The organism is Thioalkalivibrio sp. AKL12 (assembly GCF_000377925.1).
Lineage (GTDB): Bacteria > Pseudomonadota > Gammaproteobacteria > Ectothiorhodospirales > Ectothiorhodospiraceae > Thioalkalivibrio > Thioalkalivibrio versutus.
The window spans coordinates 1-3,419 of the sequence record NZ_KB898919.1; the positions used below are offsets into that span (position 1 = coordinate 1).

Annotated in this window: 3 protein-coding genes; all 3 read right to left on the reverse strand. The window is 62.0% G+C overall.

What is annotated here, in order from left to right; translation table 11 throughout:
* Positions 1 to 244: 244 nt before the first annotated feature.
* From D579_RS0114060 to fliD, 3 genes are read right to left on the reverse strand one after another with little or no spacing between them, the layout of a single operon-like run.
* Entirely contained in the window at positions 245 to 637 is a 393-nt protein-coding gene (locus tag D579_RS0114060; RefSeq protein ID WP_018952388.1) for a flagellar protein FliT, read from the reverse strand.
* Positions 638 to 1,048: a flagellar export chaperone FliS gene (gene fliS, locus D579_RS0114065; RefSeq protein ID WP_026289548.1), complete on the reverse strand. Its 411-nt coding sequence runs from the start codon at positions 1,046 to 1,048 to the stop codon at positions 638 to 640.
* 58 nt (positions 1,049 to 1,106) lie between these two features.
* Complete coding sequence (fliD, locus tag D579_RS0114070; RefSeq protein WP_018952390.1) at positions 1,107 to 2,471, reverse strand: flagellar filament capping protein FliD; 1,365 nt, start codon at positions 2,469 to 2,471, stop codon at positions 1,107 to 1,109.
* Between the last annotated feature and the right edge of the window lie 948 nt (positions 2,472 to 3,419).

A 3,419-nucleotide genomic window follows, 5' to 3' on the forward strand; every position in this document is an offset into this window, starting at 1 on the left:
GTAAACCGACTCTTGCGCATCTCGGCCTCCTTTGGCTCTAGTGTGCCCGGAGACCTCCAGTTTTCAATGGACCGAATTTACGGGAAGGCGACACCGGGATCTATCACGCCGGATATCGCCCAGAGCTCGGGCGACCCTGGCCGTGGAGATCCCGGACAACCGCGTTGCGGTTTCCGGGATGACGGGAGGGGATAATCGGGCTTTTGGGAGTAACGGAGAAGTTTCCACCCGTTGCGGGACCGCGTTAGTCGCTCGGCTTGCCCGGGTTCGCCCGCATGGTATGCCGGCGGGTCGTTTCGTAAGCGGAGATACCCCGGCGACCGCTGCGCAGGTCTCGGAGTTGCCGGCTTACATCGGCCTGCCGCGCCTGGAGCTCCGGGAGGTGCTGCTCATAGAAGCGCGCCAGGGTCTGCAAGGCAGCCCGCAGTGAGTTACCGTCGTCATCCCGCTGCGGGGCGGGTTCACTGCCAAAGGCGCGCTCTACCAACGCACGGGCAATCCCGTCCAGCTCCTGTAAACGGTCCCAATCTTCGTCGGCCAAGGCGGCATCCATGGCCCCCCGTACGCCCTCGATCCCGTCTTCCAGCGTGACGCTGGCGTCCGGTGCTCCCGACTGGAAGGCGGTATGCGAGGACATTCAGCCAGCCTTGCGGCGTTCCTGGGGAGGAATGTCGTCCCAGCCTGCCTTGATCTCCCGGATCAGCGAGGACACCTCATCCAACGCCGCCGGATCATTCTGCACATTCGCCTCCAAAAGGCGACGGCTCATGTACTCGTAGAGCGCATCCAGGTTTCCGGATAGCTCCGGGCTGTGCTTGTGGTCCAGCACCGCGCGCAGTGCTTCCACAATGTCGATCGCCTTGCCGATCTTCTCGCCCTTGAGAGCCACATTACCCTGCTGCATCGCCCCTTTCGCGACCGCAATCCGCTCCAGTGCGCCCTCGAAGAGCATCTGGATCAGGCGGTACGGCTCGGCCACCTGTGCCTCCGCCAAAGCGCCCGACTGACGATACTGGTTCACGCCCCGATTCATGCCTGGTCCGTACATCCGCTCTTCTCCGTTATCCGTTCGCCGTTCCCGCCGGCACGCCTTAATGACCCGCCAATCACCTGCTGCGGTTCTGCGCCAGCGGCATATTGGCTAGTTGCCCCATCAGGTAGTCGCCACTGCTTTGCAGTTGGGCGACAGTCTGGTCCATTCGCGAAAACTGCCGCACCAGACGCTGTTCCAGCTGTTCGATCCGAGTATCAAGGCGTTCTCGATCTTCCCCGATCCGGCTCAGATCGTTTTGCAGGCCATCAGTGCGCATCTGCAGGATGCCCTGGGAGCCCAGGAACGAGCTCAACACGTCATTCATCCCGCCGGCGACCTGGCGCACCGTCTGCGAGATGTTTTCGAACCCGTCCTCCTCGACCGCCTCACGGAAGCGGTCGGAATCGAAACGCAGCGTGCCGTCCGAGTTCGTGGTAATCCCCAGCTCGACGAACATGGTGTTGCTCGCTCCGGGCACATCGGCCCGTTGCATCAGTGCCGAAGAAAGCTGGCCCTGGATGTTTCGCACTGTCCCGTCCCCCGTCAGGATCGAGGCCTGGCGTTCGTCGGCATCGTAAGCCGTCAGGTCGCGCATCTGCGAAACAATCGCGTTGTAGTTCTCAACAAATCCCGCAACCTGTTCACGCAACCCATCGCGGTCTTCCGATACGGTAACGTTGACCGGGCCCGTGGTGACCTGACGCAACTCGATCTCCATGCCTTCGATCGCATCGTCCAGCGTGTTGGAACTGCTGGTCACGGTCATGCCATTGATTGTTGCGATGGCGTCGCGCGCCTCCTGGGTCTGCTCCAGGTTGCTGGATGCGAGGCGGCCAATACCTTCATTGGCCGGGTCCGGATCGCCATCCACCGACACCGAGATGGTGTTGTTCTCCCCCGTCTCGTTCGCGCTGAAAACCAGGCGCGAACCCTGGCCGTCGTTCACGATGGACGCGGTGACACCACCATCAGCCGCGTTCACCGCATCGCGAACATCGCGCAGCGTATCGCCCTCGCCCACGTCAATCTGGAAGGCTTGACCCGCCCCGACCTGAATATTCAGTCGCCCGGCACCCACCTCGTCGTCACGACTCTCGAAGGCACCCGCCTGGCTGGCGACCGCCTGAGACTGCGCGAGCTGCTGGACCTCCAGCGACAGGCGGCCGTTGTCCGCCGTACCGTCTGTGGTGATCGAGGCCGCATCCTCGTTCGACATCTCCACGGTCTGTTCCGGGCGAAAGCGCGACAGATCAGACATGGACTGCTGCGCCTGATCAATGCCACTGCGAAGGGCGCCAAACGCCGAAACCTGGGCCTCCAGCCGCTCCTCGCGCTGGTTCAAACGGTTTTCCTTCGGGGCCCTTTCAGCCTGAACCAGCTCACCTACCAGCTGATTCAGATCCAGCCCGGAACCGACACCCAACGAACTGATCGCCATCTTCTTGCTCCTCGGCATTCGACGTCTCGAAGCCATTGCAATCGCTATACCCTCTACAACGACAGACTATCCCAAATCTTGAGCCCACCACAGAAAAAACCCGCTCAAAGCCGCACTTCAGTACCAATCGAGTCTACCCGCCCCGGTTCAGGCTCAGGCCATCATGGCGAAGCAATCTCCAAAACCTGACACCAATCGCCAACCGACCCTGCCTCCATCATCCCGCAGCTTCCCGTCATCCCGGAAACTGCCCAGCAGTTATCGGGGATCTCCAGCGCAACGGATGCCCCATCCGTGTGGACCTTCCAACGATGGAGATCCCGGCTCTCCGCTCCGCTACGGCCGGGATGACGCGATGGGGGCGCTACGCCCGGAATGACGACCAAGGGAGCCCGGCCAGGAAGATGGCAAGAATGCCCCCAGGCCCGATGCCTACTCGAACATTCGAAATTGCCGCCCAAAGTCCGTCATCCCGGAAACTGCGCAGCAGTTATCCGGGATCTCCATCGCCGAAGGTGACACAGACGTCGGGGCGTCGCCCAACACGGAGAGATCCCGGCTCTCCGCCCCGCTACGGCCGGGATGACGATAGTAGGACTCTGGTCGTATAGATGGGTGGCGCAGGCGTAACCGTAAGCACGGCCCAGGAAACACCAGCCAATACGATGGCGCAAACACCCGAAACGCATCCCAACCCCCAACCCCGTCATCCCGGAAACCGCGAAGCGGTTATCCGGGATCTCCGCCACTGAAGGTGGCACAAACGTCGGGGCATCCCCCAGCATGGAGAGATCCCGGCTCTCCGCTCCGCTACGGCCGGGATGACGCGATGGGGGCGCTACGCCCGGAATGACTGTCGCCTTCCCGTAAATTCGGTCCATTGAAAACTGGAGGTCTCCGGGCACACTAGAGCCAAAGGAGGCCGAGATGCGCAAGAGTCGGTTTACG